This is a genomic window from Pseudomonas sp. 22526 (assembly GCF_052044735.1).
Taxonomy (GTDB): domain Bacteria; phylum Pseudomonadota; class Gammaproteobacteria; order Pseudomonadales; family Pseudomonadaceae; genus Aquipseudomonas; species Aquipseudomonas piscium.
Window position 1 is genome coordinate 58464 of record NZ_JBQENK010000025.1, and the last position, 23814, is coordinate 82277.

Below are 23814 nucleotides of genomic sequence, written 5' to 3' on the forward strand. Positions count from 1 at the left end.
ATCAACGGTTCAAGGGCGCAACAAACCGGCTCTTGGCCACGCTGTAGATCTGCGGCTGGTCGGCGTCGATCACCTTGAAACTCAGCTCTTGGGAACTGCTCTGCGGCTTGTCGGCGATCATCGCCACCGACACCGGCAGGTCGACGATCTCGCCCGCGGCCAGGCTGATTTCACTCTTGCCCTGCAGCTGGAAGCCGTCGCCGTCCACCAGTTGCAGGCGGTAATCCTGGCGTTGCTGGGTCTTGTTGATGATCTTCAGGCTGTAGATGTTCTCGATCTGGCCCAGGCTGTTCTCGCGGAACAGGCCACGGTCCTTGCTGACGTCCAGCGACACCATCGGCCGCTCCACCAGCGCCAGGGCCAGGGCGCCGATCATCACCAGCAGCACCGCGCTGTAGCCGATCAGGCGCGGGCGCAGCAGGTGGGTCTTGCCACCTTGCAACTGGTGCTCCGAGGTGTAGCTGATCAGGCCCCGGGCATAGCCCATCTTGTCCATGATCGAGTCGCAGGCGTCGATGCAGGCGGCGCAGCCGATGCATTCCATCTGCAGGCCGTCGCGGATGTCGATGCCGGTCGGGCAGACCTGCACGCACAGCTGGCAGTCGATGCAGTCGCCGAGGCCGATGTCGGTCGGTTTCACCCCGCGTTTGCGCGGGCCGCGGATTTCGCCGCGGGCCGGGTCGTAGGAAATGGTCAGGGTGTCCTTGTCGAACATCACGCTCTGGAACCGCGCATAAGGGCACATGTGCATGCACACCGCCTCGCGCAGCCAACCGGCGTTGAGGTAGGTGGCGCCGGTGAAGAACAGCACCCAGAACAGGCTGATGCCGCCGATCTGCAGGGTCAGCAGTTCCTCGGCCAGCGGCCGGATCGGGGTGAAGTAACCGACGAAGGTCAGCCCGGTGAGCAGGCTGATGGCCAGCCACAGGGTGTGCTTGGCCGAACGGCGGATCAGCTTGTTCAGGTTCCAGGGCGCGGCTTGCAGCTTGATGCGCTGGTTGCGTTCACCCTCGGTGATCTTCTCGCACCACATGAACAGCCAGGTCCAGGAGCTCTGCGGGCAGGTGTAGCCGCACCAGACGCGGCCGGCGAACACGGTGATGGCGAACAGGCCGAAGGCGCAGATGATCAGCAGGGCCGAGAGCAGGATGAAATCCTGCGGCCAGAAGGTGGCGCCGAAGATGTGGAACTTGCTTTCCGCAAGGTCCCAGAGCACCGCCTGGCGGCCGCCCCAGTTCAACCACACGGTGCCGAAGAACAGCAGGAACAGGAACCCCGCGCCGCTCATGCGCAAGGTGCGGAACAAGCCGGTGAAGCTGCGGGTGTGGATCAGGTTGTCGCTGGATTTGGCCTTCGTCTTTGGGCGCGCAGGCTCGAATGTTTCTACTAATCGGACGGGGATTCTTTCGCTCATGGTCGTTCGCTCATCAGCCTCCATCAGGCAGATGAACTATGCCCAGCGATCTGTTTGCATAACAGACTCAGGTATCGCAATAAAAAGCAGATCAGATGGCCGCCAGGCGCCGCCCTGCGACAACTTGCCATACCCCGTCAGGCGCCCGTTGTCGGGCGTCGGCAGCCTCTGGCACAGGCCTGCGCCGGGCGCTGTGATGCAGATCAGTCAAATCACCGAATCACTGTCGCTGGTGCGCAGATGGCGCTGGCCGGCGGTGGCGCCTGCTACGGTCAATGGGGCGGCTTCTGCTTCGGTGATGAACAAACCGATTGTCTACGCTTGTCATGGTTTTGGCGTAACGGTCGGCGCAAGCTATGACTGGCGGCGAATCGTTTGGCGACAAGGTCGGGCGATCGATGTTCGGATCGGGCGTTTCGGGAGGGATCGGGATACTCGTCGGCATGGCCTCCTTTGTGCTTGGTTTTGCCCAGTCTCCCAGGGTGGCCCTAGACACGGTGGTTTGAGTCCTGGCGCGAAGGGCGGCAAATCCGGGTGAACTTTCCCGGCCCTGGTGTCTCGGAACCTAAGTGCTTCGCTGATCCGCGCGGGCCGTTGCCGATCATGAGGACCGATCCCCAGGGATGGCACTGCGCAGGAATAGACCAGCAACAGAGCGTCCATGGGGCGTAAGGGGTGATGCTCGATGACTGCCGAAAAAAGACCGACTGAGCTGCAATACAACCCGAACCTGCCACTCTCGCAGGCCTTGTTGCTGCCGCGCATCGTCATCGAGAACACCCGGCCGCTGATCGACGGCGGCCAGTTCGCGGTCAAGGCGGTGGCGGGGCAGATGGTGCAGGTCAGCAGCAAGGTGTTCGCCGATGGCCACGACAAGCTGGCCGTGCGCATCCGCTGGCGCGCCGAGGCCGACAGCATCTGGCGCAGCGAGATCATGCAAGACCTTGGCAACAACGGCTGGGAAGGCCAGTTCAGCGTACCCAGCCAGGGCCGCTACCTGTATTGCATCGAGGCCTGGATCGATCAGTTCGCCAGCTTCTGCTACGACCTGCAGAAAAAACACCAGGCCGGCATCGCGGTCAGCCTCGAATTGCAGGAGGGCCGCAACCATGTGCTGCATGCCGCCGAGCGCAGCGAGGGGCCGCTGCGCGAGCAGTTGCTGGCGCTGCACCATGAACTGGCAACGCTGCTCGAAGCCGAGCAGGTGGCGCTGTTCCTGCACGAGCGCAGTGCACGGCTGATGGCCGAGGCCGACTACCGCCCGTACCTGAGCCTGAGCCCGGAATACCCGCTGGACGTGGAACGCGAACGAGCGCAGTTCGCCAGCTGGTACGAGTTGTTTCCCCGCTCGATCACCGAGGATCCGGCCCGCCACGGTACCTTCGACGATGTGCATTCGCGCCTGGCGATGATCCATGACATGGGTTTCGACGTGCTGTACTTCCCGCCGATCCACCCCATCGGCCGCAGCTTTCGCAAGGGCCGCAACAACGCCCTGAGCGCCGGCCCCGACGAGCCGGGCAGCCCCTATGCGATCGGCAGCGAAGAGGGCGGCCACGAGGCGATCCACCCGCAGCTCGGCAGCCGCGAAGACTTCCGGCGTCTGGTGGCCGCTGCCGCCGAGCACGGTTTGGAGATCGCCCTGGATTTCGCTATCCAGTGTTCCCAGGACCACCCCTGGCTCAAGCAGCATCCGGGCTGGTTCAACTGGCGTCCGGACGGCAGCATCAAATACGCCGAGAACCCGCCGAAGAAATACCAGGACATCGTCAACGTCGACTTCTATGCCATCGAGGCCATCCCCAGCCTGTGGCTGGAACTGCGCGACGTGGTGGTCGGCTGGGTCGAGGAAGGGGTGAAGATCTTTCGCGTGGACAACCCCCATACCAAGCCGCTGCCGTTCTGGCAGTGGCTGATCGCCGATGTGCGGGCGCGGTACCCGGAGGTGATTTTTCTCGCCGAGGCCTTCACCACGCCGGCGATGATGGCGCGCCTGGGCAAAGTCGGTTATTCCCAGAGCTACACCTATTTCACCTGGCGCAACACCAAGAGCGAACTGGCGACTTACTTCACCGAACTGAACCAGTCGCCGTGGCGCGAGTGCTATCGGCCGAACTTTTTCGTCAACACGCCGGACATCAACCCGTTCTTTCTCCATGACTCGGGGCGCCCGGGGTTTCTCATCCGCGCCGCGCTGGCCACCATGGGCTCGGGGCTGTGGGGCATGTATTCGGGGTTCGAGCTGTGCGAGGCGGCGCCGATTCCGGGGCGGGAGGAATACCTGGACTCGGAGAAGTATGAGATCCGCCCCCGGGACTTCAGCGCTCCCGGCAACATCATTGCCGAGATCGCCCAGCTCAACCGCATCCGCCGGCAGAACCCGGCGCTGCATACCCACCTGGGCCTGCAGGTCTACAACGCCTGGAACGACAACATCCTGTACTTCGGCAAGCGCACCGCCGATCTCAGCAACTTCATCCTGGTGGCGGTCAGCCTCGACCCGGTCAACGCCCAGGAGGCGCATTTCGAATTGCCGTTGTGGGAGCTGGGCCTGCCCGACGATGCGCAGACCCAGGGCGAGGACCTGATGACCGGCCACCGCTGGACCTGGAACGGCAAGACCCAGTTCATGCGGATCGAACCCTGGCAGCAACCGTTCGGCATCTGGCGTATCAGCGTTGCCTGATTCGCGGACGGCCCGGAATGGGACGTGTTCCTCGGGGCCTCGAAGGTCCTTCGGACCTTATCGCAGCCTCGCGGGGCTCGGCAGCGGCTACAGGCGCGATCGGTGTAGCCGCTGCCGCAGGCTGCGATCGGCCCGGAACGGGACGCGCTCTTAAGGCCGTCGAAGGCCCTGCGGGCCTTATCGCAGCCTCGCGGGGCTCGGCAGCGGCTACAGGTGCGATCGGTGTAGCCGCTGCCGCAGGCTGCGATCGGCCCGGAACGGGACGCGCTCTTGAGGCCGTCGAAGGTCCTTCGGACCTTATCGCAGTCTCGCGGGCTCGGCAGCGGCTACAGCAGTCGCAGGTAGCCACGGACCAACGAATTTTCAGGAGTTACCCATGGCGAAGAAAACCAGGTCAGCCACCTTCATCAAGGACCCGCTCTGGTACAAGGACGCGGTGATCTATCAGGTTCACGTCAAATCCTATTTCGACTCCAACAACGACGGGATCGGCGATTTTCCCGGGTTGATCGCCAAGCTCGACTACATCGCCGACCTGGGCGTGAACACCATCTGGCTGCTGCCGTTCTATCCCTCACCGCGTCGCGACGACGGCTACGACATCGCCGAATACCGCGGCGTCAGTCCCGACTACGGAACCCTGGCCGATGCCCGGCGCTTTATCGCCGAGGCCCACAAGCGCGGGCTGCGGGTGATCACCGAGCTGGTCATCAACCACACCTCGGACCAGCACCCCTGGTTTCAGCGGGCGCGCAAGGCCAAGGCTGGTTCCAAGGCGCGGGACTTTTATGTGTGGTCCGATGACGATCAGAAGTACGACGGCACGCGGATCATCTTTCTCGACACCGAGAAGTCCAACTGGACCTGGGATCCGGTGGCCGGCCAGTACTTCTGGCACCGCTTCTATTCCCACCAGCCGGACCTCAACTTCGACAACCCGCAGGTGATGAAGGCGGTGCTGTCGGTGATGCGCTACTGGCTGGACATGGGCATCGACGGCCTGCGCCTGGACGCCATTCCCTACCTGATCGAGCGCGACGGCACCAACAACGAGAACCTGCCCGAGACCCACGACGTGCTCAAGCAGATCCGCGCCGAGATCGACGCCAACTACCCGGACCGCATGCTGCTGGCCGAGGCCAACCAGTGGCCGGAAGACACCCAGTTGTACTTCGGTCAAACAAAGAGGGGCGATGTGAAGGGCAACGACGGCGACGAATGCCACATGGCCTTCCACTTCCCGCTGATGCCGCGCATGTACATGGCGCTGGCCCAGGAAGACCGTTTCCCGATCACCGACATCCTGCGCCAGACCCCGGAGATTCCCGCCAACTGCCAGTGGGCGATCTTCCTGCGCAACCACGATGAGCTGACCCTGGAGATGGTCACCGACCGCGAGCGCGACTACCTGTGGAACTACTACGCCGCCGACCGCCGCGCGCGGATCAACCTGGGGATTCGCCGGCGCCTGGCGCCGCTGATGGAGCGCGACCGGCGCCGGGTCGAGCTGCTCAACAGCCTGCTGCTGTCGATGCCCGGCACGCCGACCCTGTATTACGGCGACGAGATCGGCATGGGCGACAACATCTACCTGGGCGACCGCGATGGCGTGCGCACGCCGATGCAATGGTCCATCGACCGCAACGGCGGCTTCTCCCGGGCCGACCCGGCGAGCCTGGTGTTGCCGCCGATCATGGACCCGCTGTACGGCTACCAGTCGGTGAATGTCGAGACCCAGGCCGGCGATCCCCATTCGCTGCTCAACTGGACCCGGCGCATGCTGGCGATCCGCAAGCAGTCCAAGGCCTTCGGCCGCGGCAGCCTGAAGATGCTGTCGCCGAGCAACCGTCGGATCCTGGCCTACACCCGCGAATACACCGGCCCCGACAGCAAGCACGAAATCATCCTCTGCGTGGCCAACGTGTCGCGCAGCGCCCAGGCGGCGGAGCTGGACCTGTCGGCGTTCGCCGGCATGGTGCCGGTGGAGATGCTCGGCGGGAACGCCTTCCCACCGATCGGCCAGCTGAATTTCCTCCTGACCCTGGCGCCCTACGGGTTCTACTGGTTCGTCCTGGCGGCGGAAAACCAGATGCCGAGCTGGCATGTGGAGCCGGCCCAGAGCATGCCGGACTTCACCACCCTGGTGCTGAAAAAACGCCTCGAGGAATTGCTCGAAGCGCCGTCGCGCACCACCCTGGAGCAGAGTTCGCTGCCGACCTGGCTGCCCAAGCGCCGCTGGTTCGCCGGCAAGGACAGCGCCATCGAGCAGGTGCATATCGTTTACGGCGTGCGCTTTGGCGATCCGCAGCATCCGGTGCTGCTCAGCGAGCTGGAGGTCAGCGGCGGCGGCCAGAGCGGGCGCTACCAGCTGCCGTTCGGTCTGCTCGGCGAAGAGCAGATCGGCGCCGCGCTGCCGCAGCAACTGGCCCTGGCCCGGGTTCGCCGTGGCCGCCAGGTGGGGCTGATCACCGACGCCTTTGCCCTGGAAAGTTTTGTGCGCAATGTCGTGCAGGCGATCCAGGCGCAGACCGTGTTGCCCTGTGGCGAGGGCGAGATCCGCTTCGAGGCTACGCAGCAGTTGGCCGGGCTCGGCCTGGGCGCGGAATCCGAAGTGCGCTACCTGTCCGCCGAGCAATCCAACAGCTCGGTGGTGATAGGTGGCAGCCTGGTGCTCAAGCTGATCCGCAAGCTGGCCAGCGGGGTGCACCCGGAACTGGAGATGGGCGCTTACCTGACCGCCGCCGGCTTCCAGCACATTTCACCCTTGCTCGGTTCGGTGATTCGCCGGGACGGGCAGGGCGACAGCCTGCTGATGATCGCCCAGGGTTACCTGAGCAATCAGGGCGACGCCTGGGAGTGGACCCAGAACAACCTGGAGCGGGCGATCCGCGACGAGCTGGCCGACGCCATGTCCGAACAGGAGCAGCATTACAACGCCCTGGGCGAGCTGCGCGACTTTGCCGGCATGCTCGGCCAGCGCCTGGGGGAAATGCACCTGGTCCTCGCGGCGCCGACCGCCAACCCGGACTTCCGCGCGCGGCCGAGCACGGCCAAGGATGCCCAGGCCTGGGCCAGACAGATCGGCGCGCAGCTGGAACGGGCCTTGCACTTGCTCCAGCAGCATCAATCCGAACTGGCGACCGAGGATCAACAGCGCGTGGCGTCATTGACCCAACACAAGAAGGCGATCCTGGCGCATATCCAAGGCCTGGCGAAGCAGGCGGTCGGTGGCCTGCGCATGCGTGTCCACGGCGACCTGCACCTCGGCCAGGTGCTGGTGATCAAGGGCGATGCCTACCTGATCGATTTCGAGGGCGAACCGGCGCGGCCGCTGGACGAGCGCCGGGGCAAGCACAGCCCGTACAAGGACGTCAGCGGCGTGCTGCGCTCCTTCGACTACGCGGCAGCGCTAGCCCTCGGCGGCCAGAGCCTCGACGCCTCGGCCCACACCCTGGCGGCCCGGCAGCGGGTCGCCGAGCGTTATCTGCACGAAGCCCGCGAGTCGTTTGTCCGGGCGTACCGGCTGGCGGCAGCTAGTCTTGCTCATGCCTGGCAGGACAGAAACGGCGAGGATGCCGCGCTGGCCTTGTTCAGTCTGGAGAAAGCAGCCTACGAAGTGGCCTATGAAGCGGAAAACCGTCCGGCCTGGCTCGCGGTGCCGCTGCGCGGGCTGCAGGCGCTGCTGAGTGATATGAAGGTTGAGTGATGTGAAACCCTTTTCCGATACAAAAAGTGGTGGAGAGCAGTCATGAGTTTCTCGAACAAGGAACAGGGTGAGGTCAAACAGGCAATGCCCAGCGCCCGGGATGTCGAGGCGCTGGTGCGTGCCGAGCACCAGGATCCCTTTGCCGTACTCGGCCCCCATGGCGACGGTGCTGGCGGTCAATTCATTCGTGCCTTCCTGCCGGGCGCCCTGAGTGTGCAGGTGCTGGCCCGCGATGGCGCCAGGGTGCTGGGCAGCCTGGAGGGCAGCGAGGTGCCGGGGCTGTTCATTGGGCACTTTGCCCAGGCCCAGCCCTATCTGTTGCGCACGCAATGGGCCGGTGGCGAGCATATCGGCGAAGACCCTTACAGCTTCGGCCCGTTGCTGGGGGAGATGGACCTGTACCTGTTCGCCGAGGGCAACCACCGCGACCTCAGTAGCTGCCTCGGCGCCCAGCTGAAAACTGTGGATGGCGTCGACGGCGTGCGGTTCGCGGTCTGGGCGCCGAATGCCCGGCGGGTCTCGGTGGTCGGCGACTTCAACGTCTGGGACGGGCGGCGGCACCCGATGCGCCTGCGTCATCCGTCCGGGGTCTGGGAGCTGTTCGTGCCGCGCCTGGGCCCGGGCGAAGCCTACAAATATGAAATCCTCGGCGCCCACGGCATCCTGCCGCTGAAGTCCGACCCGGTGGCGCTGGCCACCCAGCTGCCGCCGGACACCGCCTCGAAAGTCGCCACGCCCTTGGCCATCGACTGGCAGGACCTCGACTGGATGCAGGCCCGTGGCGAACGCCAGCGCGCGGACGCGCCCTTGTCGATCTACGAGCTGCATGCCGGCTCCTGGCAATGCGAGGTGGACGATCTGGGCGAGGTGGCGCGCCAGTACGACTGGCACGAACTGGCCGAACGCCTGATCCCCTATGTGCAGAACCTGGGGTTCACCCATATCGAGCTGATGCCGATCATGGAGCACCCCTTCGGCGGCTCCTGGGGTTATCAGCCGCTGTCGCAGTTCGCCCCCAGCGCCCGCTACGGCAGCGCCGACGATTTCGCGGCGTTCGTCAACGCCTGCCACCTGGCGGGCATCGGCGTGATCCTCGACTGGGTGCCGGCGCACTTTCCCACCGACGCCCACGGCCTGGCACAGTTCGACGGCACCGCGCTGTACGAATACGGCAACCCGCTGGAAGGTTTCCACCAGGACTGGGACACCCTGATCTACAACCTGGGGCGCACCGAGGTCCACGGTTTCATGTTGGCGTCGGCGCTGCACTGGCTCAAGCATTTCCATGTCGACGGCCTGCGGGTGGATGCCGTGGCCTCGATGCTCTATCGCGACTATTCGCGCAACGCCGGGGAGTGGGTGCCCAATCGCCACGGCGGGCGCGAGAACCTAGAAGCCATCGATTTCCTCCGTCACCTGAATGACGTGGTGTCCCTCGAGGCGCCAGGTGCCCTGGTGATCGCCGAGGAATCCACAGCCTGGCCGGGCGTCAGCCAGAGCACCCAGCAGGGCGGCCTGGGCTTCGCCTATAAATGGAACATGGGCTGGATGCACGACTCGCTGCACTACATCCAGCAGGACCCGGTGTACCGCGCCCATCACCACAACGAGCTGAGCTTCGGCCTGGTGTATGCCTGGTCCGAGCGCTTTATCCTGCCGATCTCCCACGACGAGGTGGTGCACGGCAAACATTCGCTGATCGACAAGATGCCCGGCGATCGCTGGCAGAAGTTCGCCAACCTGCGGGCCTACCTGAGCTTCATGTGGACCCACCCGGGCAAGAAGCTGCTGTTCATGGGCTGCGAGTTCGGCCAGTGGCGCGAGTGGAATCACGACCAGCAACTGGACTGGTACCTGCTGCAATACCCCGAACACCGCGGCGTGCAGAAACTGGTAGGCGACCTCAACCGGCTGTACCGCGAGCACCCGGCGCTGCACGACCAGGACGACGCGCCCCAGGGCTTCCAGTGGCTGATCGGCGACGACGCGATCAACAGCGTCTACGCCTGGTTGCGCTGGAGCAAGGAGGGCAAGCCGCTGCTGGTGGTGGCCAACTTCACCCCGGTGCCGCGCCAGGCCTACCGGGTTGGGGTGCCGTTCGCCGGGCGCTGGGGCGAGTTGTTCAACAGCGACTCCGATACCTATGCCGGTTCCAACTATGGCAACGGCGGCGGGGTCGTCACCGAGGATGAGCCGAGCCACGGCCAGGCATTGTCGCTGGCGTTGAACCTGCCGCCGCTGGCGGTGCTGATCCTGCAGCCCGAGGGCTGATCCGGCTGGCCGCTGCGCGCAGCGGATCGNGAAGCTTGCTCGCGATAAGGCCCGCCCAGACCCCACCGGATTTCGTCCATCTCCCAATCCCCGTAGCCGCTGCCGTAGGCTGCGATCGGCCCGGAACGGGACGTGCTCTTGAGGGCCTCGAAGGCCCTGCGGGCCTTGTCGCAGCCTCGCTGGCGCTTGGCAGCGGCTACAGGGACGGTGCGGGCCTTACCAGCGCATCCGCACACCCAGGCTGCCGATCAGCCCGTTGAGGTCATTGTCGTCCACGTCGCTGCTGTAGTCGGCGCTCACGTACAGGCTGACGGCGGGGGTGAGCCTGGCCACCAGGCCCAGGCCGACTTCGACCGTGGAAGACTTGTGGCTGCTGCTGATCTTGTCGACCTTGTCCAGGCTCAGCATGTCGCCGCTGTACACCGTGTGCCACAAGCTGGTGCGCACATAGGGTTCCACCGAGTGCCCGGCGACGTCATAACGACCTTGCAAGTGGGCACCGACGCGGCCGCTCCAGGAGTTCAGGTTGCCGGCCGAGCTGGTGCCGCTGTCGGCATTCGGGTTGTCCAGGCTGACGCGCTGGTTGATCAATTGCGCCTGGGGTTCGACCACCCAGTTGTCGCTGATGCCGATGGGAATCCCGCCTTGTACCGACAAGGTCACCGCGCTGCCCTCGGCGGCTTGCCGCTGGCCCTGTTCGGTGCGGCTGAAACCGCTGACCCGGGCGCCGCTGGCCGACAGATCGACGTGCCAGCCTTGCGGGCCGGTCAGGCTCCAGAACGCGCCAAGACTTTGACCCTGGACACTGAAACTGTCGTTACGCGGGTCGCTGAAACCACCGGGCACGCCCTGGCCGTTGGCCTGGAACTGGCTCTGGCCGCCCAACAGGCCGATGCGCTGGGTATGCCCGCTGCTGCTTTCCAGGGTGTAGAGCACCGGGCCGCCCGGCGTGCCGTTGATGCTGCTGGCAAAGCGCGAACCCAGGTAGCTGGCTTCGGTCTGCCGCGCCGCGGGCCCGTACAGCGGGTCCCAGGCCTGCGGGCTGCCTTGTACGATGCCCAGGCTGTTGCCCGCGGGCGGGTTGAGTGGCATGGGTGTCGCGGATGGCGCGGGTGTCAACAGACGGTTCAGGAGCAGGTCCTGGCGATACCAGAGCTGCGCCTCATCCTCGGCAGGGGATGCTTGTACCTCCATGGAAGAACACAGCAACACTGAAGCGGAAACTGTGCACAGAATGATCTTGATCTCTTGTGGGGTGAGTGAAGTTTTCATGGAGGGCTACCTTGCAATCGCATGCCGTGTCTCGCTGTGGCGTCTCTCCTACCCCGAATGAGGGGCGACCGAGTTCGTTGAGGCAAGGCTCGGCGACCCGCTCTGAAGCAGGTATCCGAGGCTTGCCCCTGGTTGTATTTCCGGGGGTAGTAAGCAGTAGCTAAGGAGACGACAGGGCTGCCGTCAAGAAAATGACCGACCAGTGGCGTAGGTAATTCAGGCTTTGTAACTGCCTGAAAAAAAGCAATTCTCTAAGTTCTTGTTTGTGCGAAAAAACGTCAGGAAAGGCGGGAAAAAGCGATTTTCGGTAGTTAACTACCGACTCGCCCTTTGCGGGCGAGTCGGTCATTTCCTGGCGTGAAGGACTGCGTCAACCCTTGGCCAGTTCGCTGGCCGCTTCATCGATCAGCCCGGCGACTTCGCTGGCCTGGGAGGCGAGGGAGGCATGGCTGGCCGCCAGGCTGATGATTTTTTTCGCCCCCAGGCGCGCGGCCATGCGCTGCTGGTTTTGCGGGGCGATCATCCGGTCCTCGGTGGAAATCTGATACCAGGACGGCTTGTGCTTCCAGGCGGGAGTGCCAATGGTGTCGCCGAAGGTGCTGGCCAGCGGCGCCTTCTGGGTCAGGCCCATGACCAGCCCGTCCTGCTCCGGCAGGTCCTGGCAGAAGCTTTCATGGAACAGCTCCGGCTTGACCCAGAGGTAACCGTCGCTGTCGGGCTGCAGGTTCGCCGCCGCCACTGGCGGATGCTGCTGGGTGATGCCGCCCGGGCTTTCGCCGGAATCGGGAGCGAAGGCGGCGATGTACACCAGGCCCGCGACATTCGGCGCCAGGCCGGCTTCGGTGATCACCGCGCCGCCATAGGAGTGACCGACCAGCAGCACCGGACCCTCCTGCTGGGCCACCAGTTTGCGGGTACGCTCGACGTCCTCGGCCAGCGAGGTCAGCGGCAACTCCACCGCGCGGATCCGCGTGTAGCCCCGTTGCAACAGCTCGACTATGACCTTGTTCCAGTGGGCGGCTCCGCCCCAGAAACCATGGACCAGCACAATCACGGGTTTGTCACTCATGGGATGACTCCTAGCTAAGAACACCAGACATAGCCCGACGCTGCAGGCAGCGCGCGGAGTGGAGTGATCGAGTATCAGTGACAATCGCCGGCCGTGCACGGCCATTGGGCGGCGAATGTTGCTGCGGATCTTCAGAGGTGCACTTCTACCGCCAATGGCAGGTGATCCGACAGGTGCGTCCAGGGCTTGTGCCCGAGGATCTTCGGCGCGTGGCTGCTGGCATTGCGCAGGTAGATGCGGTCCAGGCGCAGCAGCGGCCAGCGTGCCGGGTAGGTCTTGGCCGGGCTGCCATGGTGGCGTTCGAAGGCTTCGTGCAGGTCGTCGCGACGGGCCAGGGTGGCGTTGCCATGCAGCTGCCAGTCGTTGAAGTCGCCGGCGATGATCACCGGCGCGTCGGCCGGCAGCGACTCCAGCAGCTGGCACAACAGCGCCAGTTGCAGTTGGCGATGGCTTTCCAGCAGGCTCAGGTGCACGCAGATCGCGTGCACTTCGGCATGCCCCGGTACATCCAGCACGCAATGCAACAGCCCGCGACGTTCCGGGCCGGTGATCGAGACATCGAGGTTGCGGTACTGGCGGATCGGGTATTTCGACAGCAGGGCGTTGCCGTGATGGCCGTCGGGATAGACTGCGTTGCGCCCGTAGGCGAAGTCGCCCCACATGCTGTCGGCGAGAAACTCGTATTGCGACTGCTGTGGCCAGTTGCTGTAGCGGTTGGCGTGGCGGTCGTGCTCGCCCAGCACTTCCTGGAGAAACACCAGGTCGGCCTGGGTGCTGCGTACCGCGTCACGCAGTTCCGGGAGAATGAAACGGCGGTTCAGGGCGGTGAAGCCCTTGTGGGTGTTGACGGTCAGGATGCGCAGGCGATGGACCGCCGGGGTTTTGTCTGGCGCTGCCGACGTGACCGGGTGCCTGGTTGAATCGGTGTTCACGCTCACTCCTCGTAATCAGGGCGGTTACTCATGCGACTGAGACTTTGCCGGTCAGTTCAGGTTTTCCCCCGGGTGCGGGTATCGGGGTGGCGTTACATGAAAATGATTTCGTAGGACTGGCGCAGTCGCTCCAGCACCACCGGTGTCAGGGTCGGGGCCAGGCCGATGCCCGGATCGCCCTGCAACTGGCTGGCATAGGCATGCGCCGCGTGGCGCTTGCGGGCCACGGTCCAGGTGTCGAGGCGCAGCTTGCGGGCGCGGTGCCAGGGCAGCAGGTGCTCGTCGCGCGCCGGCCAGTGCCAGGCCCACACCGGCACTTCGTGGAAGGCCACGCCGGCCTGGGCCGCGGCCTTGGCGCTGGCGCGGCCGACGGCATCGTGGTCGTCGTTGCCGTCTTCGCGCCAGGTGCTGAACACCACGTCATCGGGGCGCAGGTAGCGGCCGATGAACTGGCTCAGCTGATGCTCGCGCTCCTGCAGCCCACTGTCGGCAAAACCGCCGCGAATCCATTTCAGGCTGTGCAGGGGCAACCCCAGGCGGCGCAGGGCCTCGACACTTTCCTGGGGGCGGAACACGCTCAGGCGCCGCTCCGACCACAGGTCGGAGCCGGGGTGGCTGGCGCTGCCATCGGTGACGGAAATCAGTTGCAGTGGATGGCCGTGGTGGGCCAGTACCTGCAGCAGGCCGCCGCAGGTCAGCACTTCGTCGCCGGGGTGCGGGGCGATGACCACCGCGCGAAATCCGGGCGGCACCAGGCTGGCCAGGTTGATGGGGGGGACGTCGAGCAGTTGGCGGGCGCCGTTCCAGACCTGCTCCGGCCAGTTGTCGCTCAGAGGTATGGGTTTCATGGGTGTCACATCCTTGTTCCGGGGCAGCCGGCGCGCGGTGATGAACCGGGCCGCTTGGGTTCGCACCCGGTGTCGGTCCGGGTGCCGGCGCTCCATACCTTGGATTGCCGTCCTGCAAGAGCGTTCAATCATACACAGCCGTTGGTCGCCGTCGCAGGGGGCCAGCGGTTTTTTCTGACGGCGACGCTCAGGGGTTCAAGATAGCGGGGAATGGGTGTTCGGCACCATCGTACATCTGTCCGGGGTGCTGGCCACTGGCTGCTATCCAGTGCGGCAAATGGCCAACAACCTGTTCAATCCTCATCCTCGTGCTGCAGTTCGAACAGCAGCAGCGAGCGACCGGTCACCGAGTACGGGTGGCCGAACTCGAAGCGTTCCTGGCCTTTCACCGAGGGCTGGTTGGTGTCGATCATGCAGGTCCAGAAGCCGCCATCAGGCACTTCCGGCAGGCTGAAGTTGACGATGTCGTGATGGGCGTTGACCACCAGCAGCAGGGTCGCGTCGGCGCCGGGACGGCGTATCCCGGTTTCCTGGGCGCGACCGTCGAGCAGTATGCCCAGGCAGCGGCCGTGGCTGTCCTGCCATTGTTCGATGGTCATCTCGCTGGCGTCCGGGGCGAGCCAGGTGACGTCCTTGACCCCGATGTCCTCGTTGTAATTGCCCACCAGGAAACGGCCGCGGCGCAGGATCGGATAGTTCATGCGCAGCTTGATCAGGCGCTTGACGAACTTGAGCAGCGACTTGCCGTCGTCGTCCAGCTCCCAGTTGACCCAGCCGATTTCGCTGTCCTGGCAATAGGCGTTGTTGTTGCCGTGCTGGGTGCGGGCGAACTCGTCGCCGGCGACCAGCATCGGCGTGCCCTGGGCCAGCAGCAGGGTGGCGAAGAAGTTGCGCATCTGGCGCAGGCGCAGGGCATTGATCTGCGGGTCGTCGGTGGGGCCTTCGACGCCGTGGTTCCACGACAGGTTGTGGTTGCTGCCGTCCTGGTTGCCCTCGTCGTTGGCTTCGTTGTGCTTGTCGTTGTAGGACACCAGGTCATGCAGGGTGAAACCGTCGTGGGCAGTCACGAAATTGACAGAGGTATAGGGCCGCCGCCCGCGCTGGTTGAACAGCTCGCCGGAGGCGGTCATGCGCGCGGCGAAGTCGGCGAGCTGGCCGTCGTCGCCTTTCCAGAAGGCGCGCACGGTGTCGCGGAACTTGTCGTTCCACTCCATCCAGCCCGGTGGGAACCCGCCCACCTGATAACCGCCGGGGCCGATGTCCCAGGGCTCGGCGATCATCTTCACCTGGAGCAGCACCGGGTCCTGGCGACAGGTCACGAGGAAGCTGTGGCGCTCGTCGAAGCCGTCGTGGTAGCGCCCGAGAATGGTCGCCAGGTCGAAGCGGAAACCGTCCACGTGCATTTCCGTGGCCCAGTAGCGCAGCGAATCGGTGACCATCTGCAGCACGCAAGGATGGCTGAGGTCGAGGGTGTTGCCGGTGCCGGAGTCGTTGATATAGAAGCGTTTGTCGTCCGGTCGCAGGCGGTAGTAGGAGGCGTTGTCGATACCGCGCATGGACAGGGTCGGGCCTTGTTCGTTGCCCTCGGCGGTGTGGTTGTAGACCACGTCGAGCAGCACTTCGAGCCCGGCGTCGTGCAGGTGCGCGACCATCTCCTTGAACTCGGCGATCTTGCCGCTGGCCAGGTAACGCGGGTCGGGGGCGAAGAACGCGATGCTGTTGTAGCCCCAGTAGTTGGTCATGCCCTTGTGCAGCAGGTGCTGGTCGTTGACGAAGGCATGGATCGGCAGCAGCTCCACCGCGGACACCCCGAGCTTGCGAATATGCTCCAGCACCTCGTCGACCATCAGCCCGGCGAAGGTGCCGCGCAACGCTTGCGGCACTGCCGGATGGCGCATGGTGAAGCCGCGTACGTGGGTCTCATAAATGATCGTTTTTTCCCAGGGGGCGCTGATTCGCTGATCATGGCCCCAGGTGTGGGCCGGGTCGATCACTTTGCATTTGGGCACGAAGGGCGCGCTGTCGCGTTCGTCGAAACTGAGGTCGGCGTCGGGGTGCCCGATGGTGTAGCCGAACAGCGCCTCGGACCATTTCAGCTCGCCCACCAGTTGCTTGGCGTAAGGGTCGATCAGCAGCTTGTTGGGGTTGAAGCGATGGCCCTTGGCCGGTTCGTAGGGGCCATGCACCCGGAAGCCGTAGATCAGCCCCGGATGCGCGTCGGGCAGGTAGCCGTGGAAGATCTCGTCGGTGTATTCCGGCAGTTCGAGACGCTCCAGCTCGACTTCGCCCGAGTCATCGAACAGGCACAGCTCGACCTTGGTGGCGTTGGCCGAGAACAGGGCGAAGTTGACCCCCAGGCCGTCCCAGGTCGCGCCGAGCGGGAAGGGCAGGCCTTCGCGGATGCGCGAGGGTTCGGTCGCTGGCGGGTTTTTCGGCGTGGCGGCTGCTTTGGGCGTGGTCATGGAGGCTCCTGGGAATCAGATGGCGAACAGGCTCCCGTGGCGCTCGGCGCGCCACACACAGGGGGGAAGGGCGGTGGTGGAGGGTGGCGCGAGCGCCTCGGCGACAGGGGCGTCAGCTGGCCGATGGCTTGCGCGGTGCTCGCGGCTTTTTCGCCGGGCTGCTTTTGCCCCCGGGTGGCAGCCCTTTTTCTCCAGGAGACACCTTTCCACCAGGAGGCAGCAGGGGCGCCGCGGCCGCGGGTTTGGCGGCGGTCTTGGGCTTTGCCGCGGGTTTGCCGGGCTTGGCGCTGGCGGCACGGGTCGCCTTGGGCGGCTTGCTCGGGGCCAGGGCCTCGGCTTCGGCCAGCTTGCGGGCCATTTCCCAATGCCGGTGTTCCTGGCCGTCGGGCCGGCCTTCCGATTCCCAGATTTGATAGGCGAACTCACGAATGCGTTTGTCGTCGGTACTCATCGCAATGCTCCTGAACTGAACTCAAGTTTGGATGAAGAGGTTGACCGGGAAATCCCGCAATGCGCTGCTGATCATCAGATCCTTGTGGGGTGTGACTGCCCCCGTGGAAAAAAGTCCCTTCAGGTTTTGCCCTGGCGCGGCGAATGGCAGATGCACTCGCGTATCGCCCCAATCCGGCGCGTCGACCCGGGGCCGCGCGCCGCTTTCCAGCAGCCCGGCGACCAGTCTGGGCACTATCACTACGGCGCGCTGGCCCTGGTGTTCGCGTATGAAGGCCAGCACCTTGCCGGCGTGTCGGCCCTCTACCTGCAGCGCCTGGTAAGTGCCCCGGCGAAACAGCTCCGGGTACTGGCCACGGCGCGTCAGCGTGGCGGCGATCAGGGCCTGCTTGATGCGCCCGTCGCGCCAGTGGGCCAACAGTTCCATGGTTTCGCCGCAAGGGTCCAGGGCCTGCTGTCGGGCGGCGAAGTCCACCGGACGGCGGTTGTCCGGGTCCACCAGGCTGAAGTCCCAGAACTCGTTGCCCTGATACAGGTCCGGCACACCCGGCACAGTCATGCGCAGCAAGGATTGAGCCAGGCCGTTGAGGGCGCCAACGGGGGCGATGACCTGGACGGCCGCGCCTATGGCGCTGCGCAACGGCTGGCCCTCGGGGCTGAGCAACAGCCGCTCGATGAAATCGTGCACGGCAGTTTCATAGGTCTCGTTGGCCGCCGCCCAGCTGCTGTGCAGCTTGGCTTCGCGCAGGGCTTTTTCCTGCCATTGCCACAGGCGCCGGGCATAGTCCCGCAGGCCCTGGCTGTCGTCGCTGTGCAGCTCCAGCGGCCAGCTGCCGAGCAGGGCCTGATAGAGGATCAGCTCGTCGCCGGCGTCGGGCGCCTGGGGATCGCTGCGCAGGACCTGGGCCAGGCTGCGCCAGTGTTCCACCTGTTCGACGTACCAGGGGCTAAGCTCGCTGAGCACCGCCAGGCGCGCACGGGCATCTTCGCCGCGCTTGTGGTCGTGGGTGGCGCTGGCCAGCAGGTTGTCGGGGAAGGTCGCCAGGCGCTCGCGGCAGGCCGCGTGGAAATCTTCCAGCGGGGCGCAGAACTGCTCGGTGGAAAAGCCCACGTCGTTGCGCGACAGCAGCACCGCCGAGCGATAGAGCGCGGTGTCTTCCACCGCCTTGGCCGCGGTCGGCGAGGTCAGCTGCTGGAAGCGCACGCAGGCATGCTTGAGCACCTTGCGCTGGCGTCCCGATGGCAGCTGGCGCCAGCCGCGGCCGCCGAGCCACTGTTGCAGGTATTCCAGCACCGGCCAGTCGGCTTCGCCCAGGGTGTCGCGGGCGCCTTGCAGGGCCTGCTGGAAAAACACCTCGTCCGCCGCCGAGCGCCCGCAGGCGCCGATGTAGGTGCGGTACACCGGGAAGTGCACGATCAGTTCCTGCAAGGCGCGGCGAATCGCGCCCAGGGTCAGGTCGCGGCTCATCACGTCGTTGCGCGCCACTTGCAGCAGGGCCTGGGCCACGCTTTCGAAGTCGCTGGCCAGCGAGCCGTTGAGCAACTGCTGGCGCGCCAGCCGGGCTTCTTCGAGAAAGGCCGCCGGGCGTTCGCTGTGCCGGCTCCAGAGTTCGGCCAGCGGTGCAGCGCCTTGCGGGTCGTGTTGCAGCAGTGACAGCTGGTTCATGAATTCATAGCCGGTGCTGCCGTCCACGCCCCAGTCGCGGCGCAGGCTTTCGCCTACGCCCAGGATCTTTTCCACGTAGATCGGCAGGTGCTGGCCGGGGCGCAGGGCATCGACCCGGCGCCGCAGTTTACGGCAGTAGCCGCGGGGATCGGCCAGGCCGTCGATATGGTCGATGCGCAGCCCGTCCACCAGGCCGGCGGCGATCAGCTGGAAGATTTTCCCATGGGTGGCCTCGAACACCGCCGGGCGCTCGACCCGCAGCCCGCCCAGCTCGTTGATGTCGAAGAAACGCCGCCAGTTGATATCGTCGGCCGCGGTGCGCCAGCTGGCCAGGCGATAGCTCTGCTGCTCCAGCAGGGCGTGCAGACGGGCGAAGCCCTGCGGCTGGCGCGCGTCGTAGAGCGCCAGTTGCTGCTCGATGGGCGCACGGATCCGCGGGTCACGGGCAGCGTCCTGCAGCTGCTGTTGCAGGGGCTCGGCCTGGGAATGGGCGTCGGGCTGGTAGCGCAGGGTGCTGAAGGCGTCGGCCAGTGGCTTGAGGCGCTCGGCCGGCTCGGCGTCGAGCTCGTCCTGGACCCGGAGCAGCTCGCCATAGTCGCTGGGGCAGATCGGGAAGTGATGCTGGTAATGCTCGACATGAAACTCGCCCCGTTCGGCGGCGAAGCACAGCCTCAGCGCGCCTTCCTGCAGGGCCACGCCGTAGTCGCTGCCGAGGAAGGGCAGCAGCAACTGGCCCTCCAGCAACGGGTCGGGGGAGTGCCACTGGATATCGAAGAACTCGCCGTAGGGGCTCAGGCGGCCCCAGCGCAGCAGGTCCTGCCACCAGGGATTGTCTGCGCCGCCGACCGCCATGTGGTTGGAGACGATATCCAGCAGCAGGCCCATGTCGTGCTGGCGCAGGCAGCGCACCAGGCGCTCCAGGGCGGCCTCGCCACCCAGCTCGGGATTGACCCGGGTCGGGTCGACCACGTCGTAGCCGTGCAGCGAGCCGGCGCGGGCGCAGAGCAGCGGCGAGGCGTACAGGTGGCTGATGCCCAGGCGGGCGAAGTAGGGCACCAGCGGCACCGCGTCATCGAGGCTGAAGCCACGATGAAACTGCAGGCGCAAGGTAGCCCGCACAGGCCGGGTCGGCGCCTGGTTCATCGGTCGCGCTCGTGGGCCTGTTGCCGGGCGCAGGCCAGCAGCTCCAGGCGGCGCGCGGCGTCCGGGTCATCGAGCAAGGCCGCGCTGCTGCCGGCCAGGCGCCGACGCCAGTTGGGGTGGCTGTCGAGGGTGCCGGGCAGGTTGGCCTGTTCGTCGATGCCCAGGGCATCCTCCAGAGGCAGCAGCACCAGCGGCGCGCGGGTATGGCCGAGGAAGCGCACGCTGGCGTCCACCACCTGGTCGGCTTCATGGGTGGCTATGTGGGGAGCTTCGCGAAAATTCTGCGGGTCGCGGCTCAGGGCGTGGCGCAGGCCCTCGCGTTCGCGCTGGCGATGTTCGCGCCAATGGGTTTCGCCGCTTTCGTCCACCAGGCCCAGGCGCGCGCTCCAGTCGATGTCGCGGCCTTGCCACCAGCCGTTGAGGGTCGGCAGGTCATGGGTGCTGGTGGTGGCCAGGGCGTTGTCCGGCCAGTCGAGGATCGGCCGGAAATGGGTGCCGTGCTCCTGCTCGAACAGCAGCACGCGCATGCCGAGCATGGCCCGCGCGCTGAGTTTTTCCCGCAGGCCGTCGGGCACCGTGCCGAGGTCTTCGCCGAGGACGATCGCCTGGTGCCGGTGCGACTCCAGGGTCAGCAGGCGCAGTAGGTCGTCCACCGGGTAATACAGGTAGGCGCCGTCGCAGGGCGGGGCGCCGAGGGGGATCACCCACAGCCGTTGCAGGCCCATCACATGGTCGATGCGCAGGCCGCCGGCATGGGCGAAGTTGGCCCGGAGCATTTCGATAAAGGCGTGGAAGCCGTTGCGCACCAGGCCCTCCGGGGAGAAGGCGGAAATGCCCCAGCCCTGGCCCTGGCGATTGAGAATGTCCGGCGGCGCGCCGACGGTCAGCGCCGCCAGCAGTTCGTCCTGGCGACTCCAGGCCTGGCTGCCGCCGCCATCGGCGCCCACCGCCAGGTCGGCGATCAGGCCGATGCCCATGCCGCTGCTGCGGGCGGTGCTCTGCACCCGCTCCAGGCAACGGGCGATCAGCCATTGGCAGAAAGCATAGAAGCCGATGTCGCTGGCGTGCTCCTCGGCGAACTGCGCCAGCGCCGGGCTGCGTGGGGTGCGCCAGGCATCGGGCCATTGGCGCCAGTCGAGGCTTTCACCGCGGGCCGCGCGTTGGGCCTGGATGGCTTCGAAGCGGCAGTGGTTTTCCAGGGCCTCGCCGCTGGCGTGGCGGAAGCTGGCGAAGTCCTGGTGCAGCGGGTGCTCGCCCTGGCAGAACCCGTCATAAAGAGCGCGCAAGACTTTCTGCCGGGCCTGGGCCGCCACCGGCCAGTCGACCATCGGCTGTTGTTCCAGTTGTTGCAGTTGCGGTCCCAGGCCACTGGCGTCGATGGCGCTGCGCCAGGCGCGCTCGCCGAGAATGGTTCCTGGGGCGGCGTACAGGCTGTTGAGAAACAACCGGCTGGACGGCGAGTAGGGGCTGTAGCGTCCGGTGTCGCTGCTGAACATGGCATGCAGCGGGCTGATGGCCAGGGCCTCGGCACCCCGTTCGCCGGCCACCCGGGCCAGGTCTTCCAGCGCCTGGGTATCGCCATAACCGCCGTCGCCGCTGCGCCGCAGCGAATACAGCTGCACGCCCAGGCCCCAGGCGCGGGGCGTGGCCTGGTCCACGGCGTCGGCGACGCTGTAGCAACGCTCGGGCGCCACGGCCAGGGTGAAGTGCTGGCCGGCGATGCTCACCTCCTGGTAACCCACCGGGACCAGGCCCGGCAGCATGGCGTCGGCGTCCAGCTTGAGGTTGATCAGGCTGCCGTCTTCCAGGTGGATTTCGCAGGGCGTGTCCGGGGCGAAGTAATGCCCCAGGTCCAGGCCCTGGCCGGCATCGGCGGTCAGCAGCGGTGGCAGTTGCCGGCTCTGTTGCACCTGTAGCAGCTGGCGCAGGCTGGCTTCGATCTGCGGGTCGTTGTCGGCCGGATGGCCGAGGCTGGCCAGCACCGCTCGCAGCACCCGTGGCTCGACCCGTTGCGGGCGGCCGTTGGCGTCGATCCAGTCGACGGCCAGGCCGGCCCGGCTGGCGAGGATTTCCAGTTGCGCGTCGCTCATGGGCGTTCTCCGTCAAGGTCAGGCATGGGGGCAAGCGTGCCGAGGCTGACCAATGCGCTATAGGGGGCGAGGCTGCCTCGCTGCAGAAGCTCGAAAGCCCGGGCCGGGTAGTCGAACAGGCACTGCGCTGCGTCCGGCGGTCGCTGCTCGACCTGGTGCGGGCTCAGGTTGAGATCGATGCGCAGCTCCTGGCCATTGCCCAGGCGCCAGCGGGTACACAGCGCACCCTCGGCCAGCACCTCGGCGCCCAGGGCTTCGGCGCCGGGCAGGTAGGGCACTATGTGCTCGCGGCGCAGTTGCAAGAGTTGGCGATACAGGGCCTGGGTCTGCTCGCCCTGGACCGGGTCCGCCTGCGGCCTCGACGCGAGGAAGGTATCGGGCGCGTTCGGGTCGGGAATCTGCTCGCGTTTATCGGGATCGGCAAAGGCGCTGAAGGCGGCGAATTCGCCGCGTCGGCCTTCGCGCACCGCGTCCGCCAGTTCGCCGTGATGGCTGGTGAAAAACAGGAAGGGTTGCGGCGCCGCCAGTTCGTCGCCCATGAACAGCAGCGGGATCATCGGCGACAGCAGCAACAGCACCGTGGCCGCCCGCAGCGCCTGTGGCTCGGCCAGGCGCACCAGGCGTTCGCCGAAGGCGCGGTTGCCGATCTGGTCGTGATTCTGCAAAAACAGCACGAAGGCGCTGGGCGGCAGGTGGCCGCTGGGCTCGCCGCGGGTGGTGCCGTGGCGGGTGACATGGCCCTGGTAGGCGAAGCCCTGGCTCAGGCAGCGCGCCAGTTTCTCGCTGGGGCGTTCGGCGAAGTCGGCGTAATAGGCATCGGTTTCCCCGGTGAGCAGCACATGCAGGGCGTTGTGCCCGTCGTCGTTCCACTGCGCGTCGAAGTGCTGCTCCAGCAGGCTGGCCTGGTTGTGCTCGTTTTCCAGGGTCAGCCAGACCTGCCGCGCCGGGTCGATCCGTGGGCGCACCCGCTGCGCCAGTTCCTGCAGGAAGTCCGGGTCGTCGATGGCATGCACCGCGTCCAGGCGCAGGCCGTCGAAGCGGTACTCCAGCAGCCACATCAGGGCATTGTCGATAAAGAAGTCGCGCACCTCGCGGCGGCGAAAGTCGATGGCCGCGCCCCAGGGGGTGTGCCGGTCCTCCCTGAAGAAGGCCTTGGCGTAGTGGTGCAGGTAATTGCCGTCGGGGCCGAAGTGGTTGTAGACCACGTCGAGCATCACCGCCAGACCCAGGCCGTGGGCGCAGTCGATCAGGTGCTTGAGGTCGTCGGGCGAGCCGTAGGAGGCTTCCGGCGCATAAGGCAGGACGCCGTCGTAGCCCCAGTTGCGGTCGCCAGGAAACTCCGCCAGGGGCATCAGTTCGATGGCGGTGATGCCCAGCTCGGCCAGGCGCGGCAGGTGTTTTTCCACTTCGCGGTAGCCGCCGAGCACACCCACATGCAGCTCGTAGATCACCGCTTGGTGCCACGGCCGGCCTGGCCAGTGCGGGTGCTGCCAGCGATAGGCCTGGGGATCGACCACCAGGCTGGGGCCGTGGACATCGCCGTCCTGGGCCCGGGAGGCCGGGTCGGGTACGCGGATCCGCTCATCGATCTTGAAGCGGTAGCGGGTGCCGGGCGGACAGCGGCCGATGATCATGAACCAGCCGTTGGCCTGGGGCTGCATGGGCAGCGACATGCCGTCTTCGAGTTCGACGCTGACGTGCTGCGCATCCGGCGCCCAGAGGGCAAAGCGGGTGCGCTCGGCATCGAGTGGGACTGTGCCGTGGGGCCAGGTTTCCAGTGTCCTTGACGGCATCTTGGAGTGCCC

General features: G+C 66.0%; 13 protein-coding genes and 1 pseudogene. 3 read left to right on the forward strand and 11 right to left on the reverse strand.

The genetic code is table 11. From position 1 onward, the window contains the following. Position 1 precedes the first annotated feature (1 nt). Both ccoG and ACTJKT_RS28005 read right to left on the reverse strand, forming a co-directional pair. The gene (gene ccoG, locus ACTJKT_RS28000; protein WP_440789531.1) at positions 2–1414 is read right to left on the reverse strand and encodes a cytochrome c oxidase accessory protein CcoG; all 1413 of its coding nucleotides are present in this window, start codon (positions 1412–1414) and stop codon (positions 2–4) included. A gap of 207 nt (positions 1415–1621) precedes the next feature. Continuing rightward, positions 1622–1720: pseudogene (locus ACTJKT_RS28005) on the reverse strand (DUF3203 family protein); the annotation flags it as partial. 379 nt (positions 1721–2099) lie between these two features. Between ACTJKT_RS28005 and ACTJKT_RS28010 the strand changes: the two are divergent. The 3 genes from ACTJKT_RS28010 to glgB all read left to right on the forward strand — a co-directional run bounded on the left by ACTJKT_RS28010 (position 2100) and on the right by glgB (position 10077). Beyond that, positions 2100–4100, forward strand: coding sequence for an alpha-1,4-glucan--maltose-1-phosphate maltosyltransferase (locus ACTJKT_RS28010; protein ID WP_440789532.1), 2001 nt, complete (start codon positions 2100–2102; stop codon positions 4098–4100). Positions 4101–4476: 376 nt separating this feature from the next. Continuing rightward, the gene (gene treS, locus ACTJKT_RS28015) at positions 4477–7806 is read left to right on the forward strand and encodes a maltose alpha-D-glucosyltransferase (RefSeq protein WP_440789534.1); all 3330 of its coding nucleotides are present in this window, start codon (positions 4477–4479) and stop codon (positions 7804–7806) included. A gap of 42 nt (positions 7807–7848) precedes the next feature. Continuing rightward, complete coding sequence (gene glgB, locus ACTJKT_RS28020; protein ID WP_440789536.1) at positions 7849–10077, forward strand: 1,4-alpha-glucan branching protein GlgB; 2229 nt, start codon at positions 7849–7851, stop codon at positions 10075–10077. Between the two features lie 216 nt (positions 10078–10293). Here glgB and ACTJKT_RS28025 read toward each other — a convergent pair whose 3' ends face one another. From ACTJKT_RS28025 to treZ, 9 genes are all read right to left on the reverse strand, one after another. Then, a complete protein-coding gene (locus ACTJKT_RS28025) occupies positions 10294–11349 on the reverse strand; it encodes an autotransporter domain-containing protein (protein WP_440789538.1) in 1056 nt (351 codons plus the stop codon). A 370-nt stretch (positions 11350–11719) separates the two neighbouring features. After that, a complete protein-coding gene (locus ACTJKT_RS28030; RefSeq protein ID WP_440789540.1) occupies positions 11720–12418 on the reverse strand; it encodes an alpha/beta hydrolase in 699 nt (232 codons plus the stop codon). Positions 12419–12549: 131 nt separating this feature from the next. Next, entirely contained in the window at positions 12550–13350 is an 801-nt protein-coding gene (locus ACTJKT_RS28035; protein WP_025809100.1) for an endonuclease/exonuclease/phosphatase family protein, read from the reverse strand. A 92-nt stretch (positions 13351–13442) separates the two neighbouring features. Beyond that, positions 13443–14198, reverse strand: a complete 756-nt coding sequence (locus tag ACTJKT_RS28040) for a PIG-L deacetylase family protein (RefSeq protein WP_440789542.1) — start codon at positions 14196–14198, stop codon at positions 13443–13445. A gap of 293 nt (positions 14199–14491) precedes the next feature. After that, a complete protein-coding gene (glgX, locus tag ACTJKT_RS28045) occupies positions 14492–16660 on the reverse strand; it encodes a glycogen debranching protein GlgX (protein WP_440789544.1) in 2169 nt (722 codons plus the stop codon). 112 nt (positions 16661–16772) lie between these two features. Then, positions 16773–17111 (reverse strand): DUF2934 domain-containing protein, encoded by a 339-nt coding sequence (locus ACTJKT_RS28050; protein WP_440789546.1) that lies wholly within the window; start codon positions 17109–17111, stop codon positions 16773–16775. 21 nt (positions 17112–17132) lie between these two features. Continuing rightward, positions 17133–19919, reverse strand: coding sequence for a malto-oligosyltrehalose synthase (locus tag ACTJKT_RS28055; protein WP_440789548.1), 2787 nt, complete (start codon positions 19917–19919; stop codon positions 17133–17135). After that, a complete protein-coding gene (malQ, locus tag ACTJKT_RS28060; protein WP_440789550.1) occupies positions 19916–22009 on the reverse strand; it encodes a 4-alpha-glucanotransferase in 2094 nt (697 codons plus the stop codon). The genes ACTJKT_RS28055 and malQ overlap by 4 nt, the downstream gene beginning before the upstream one ends. After that, positions 22006–23802 carry a malto-oligosyltrehalose trehalohydrolase gene (gene treZ / locus ACTJKT_RS28065; protein ID WP_440789551.1) on the reverse strand — a complete coding sequence of 599 codons (1797 nt, stop codon included), beginning with the start codon at positions 23800–23802 and terminating at the stop codon, positions 22006–22008. Before treZ ends, malQ begins: the two co-directional genes overlap by 4 nt. Positions 23803–23814: the final 12 nt, after the last annotated feature.